The sequence below is a fragment of the Nocardioides sp. genome, assembly GCF_031422975.1.
Classification (GTDB): domain Bacteria; phylum Actinomycetota; class Actinomycetes; order Propionibacteriales; family Nocardioidaceae; genus Nocardioides.
In genome coordinates this window covers 1-1,710 of the sequence record NZ_JANPEO010000332.1, presented here as the reverse complement: position 1 = coordinate 1,710, position 1,710 = coordinate 1, and the positions used below count along the sequence as shown (strand labels likewise).

The 1,710-nt window shown below is 72.2% G+C and carries 3 protein-coding genes; all 3 read right to left on the bottom strand.

Annotated elements, in window-relative coordinates:
* Positions 1–625: hypothetical protein (locus tag RMO85_RS10120; protein ID WP_310528601.1), on the bottom strand; the 625-nt coding region annotated here is incomplete at its 3' end.
* Positions 609–1,301 (bottom strand): ABC transporter ATP-binding protein, encoded by a 693-nt coding sequence (locus RMO85_RS10115; protein ID WP_310528600.1) that lies wholly within the window; start codon positions 1,299–1,301, stop codon positions 609–611. The genes RMO85_RS10115 and RMO85_RS10120, both read right to left, overlap by 17 nt.
* 155 nt (positions 1,302–1,456) lie before the next feature.
* A complete protein-coding gene (locus RMO85_RS10110; protein ID WP_310528599.1) occupies positions 1,457–1,609 on the bottom strand; it encodes a hypothetical protein in 153 nt (50 codons plus the stop codon).
* Positions 1,610–1,710 lie beyond the last annotated feature (101 nt).

The window sequence follows — 1,710 nt, the reverse complement described above, 5'->3', positions numbered from 1 at the left end:
CGGCCACGTCGCCCAGCGCGCCGGCCAGCTGCCCGACGAGAAGCGACAGCGCCAGCACGACGGCGACGGTGCGGACCAGGATCACCCCATGACGGGTGCGGCGAACTCCCTCGACCGACCAGCCGACCACCTGGGCCGTCGCCGTGGCGATCAACAACCAGAGCAGGACCACGATCTGGGCGCCGAACAGCCCGTCGCGGCCGACGGTGACGGCAGTCACGGCGAGCAACGTCCAGGCCTGCAGCAGCCACGCGACATTGAGCGGGGCGAGCACGAGCGCGCCCAGGTGCTCGGTGATCGGCCCGATCGGATGGATCGCGGCCTGATCGCGGGGCAGCAGCTCGCGACCACCGCCACCGCCCATCGAGGAGCCGACGGCGAGCAGGAGGAAGCCGGCCAGCGCGGCCGGGAGCAGGTCCTCGATCTGGCGCAGTCGGTCGGGCGGGATGCCGGTCACCCAGGCCGGCGCCACGGCCGTCACCAGCGTCACCACGACGACGGCGATCACGGCCACTGCGGCGACTCGCGGGCGGCGTACGGTCTGGGACCGGAAGCGAAGCAGGTGACCGAGATCGGCGGCAGACCCCATCCAGGCGCTGAGCCAGGGGTCAGTCCAGGAGCGCACGGTAGGCCTCGGTGGTGAGCTCGGCGGCGTCCATCTCGGCGACGCTGGAGCCGCCGCGGAGCACGATCGCGGAGCCGCACGCGGCCAGGGCCAGGTCGCGCAGGTGGGTGGACAGCAGGATGCAGGCACCGCTGGCACGCGCGTCGGCGATCACCTCGAGGGTGGCCTCGACCCCGATCGGGTCGACGCCGTCGAAGGGTTCGTCGAGCAGCAGGACGCTGGGCTCGTGCAGCACCGCAAGGACGACGCTGAGGCGACGACCCATGCCGTGGCTGAAGCCACCGACCACCCGGTGGGCGACATCGCCCAGCTCGAAGCGCTCCAGCAGGTCGCGACCGCGGGCCTCCCACTCGGACATCCGGCGCAGTCGGGCCGTCAGCTGGAGGTGCTCCCACGGCGTGGCCCGCGGCACCAGTCCGCCGACGTCGGGGCAGTAGCCCACGACCCGCTTGACCGCGAGCGGGTCCGTGGCGACGTCGTGGCCGGCGACCAGCACGATCCCGGACGTGGGGGGTACGACGCCCGCCAGCACCTTCATCGTCGTCGACTTGCCCGCGCCGTTGCGCCCGAGCAGCGCCGTCGCGCGGCCGGAGTCGGCGGCCAGGTCGATGCCGGCGACGGCCTCCACCTCACCGAAGCGCACGTGGAGGTCGCGGACGTCGATCACGGGGGTCACCGGACCATCCTCCCTGAGCCTCGTTCGCGCCGTGGCGGATTCGGCGACTCCGGGACAGGGCTGCTCATGTAACACGCTGTCCGATGCACTACCGCGACGTTGCAACGACGTGGAAGAGCACCGGACAGCGTGTTACATGAGACGAGGCACGAACCTCAGGCGGGGAACGACTCCCCGCGCTCAGCGAGGCCACGGAGGTAGTCCGAGGGGCGGAACTTCTCGCCGTACGCCGCAGCCAGCTCGTCGGCTCGGGCGTTGAACGCCACCAGGCCGAGGGGTCCGGCCAGCGCGTTGCCGGGCCTGTCCACCCCGGTCGCGGGCGACGTCCAAACATCGCCCGCGTTTGACGTCGGAGCGGTTCGCGTCGAGGCTTGCGAACAGGTTCACCGGCGTGCCGGCGGGGATACGG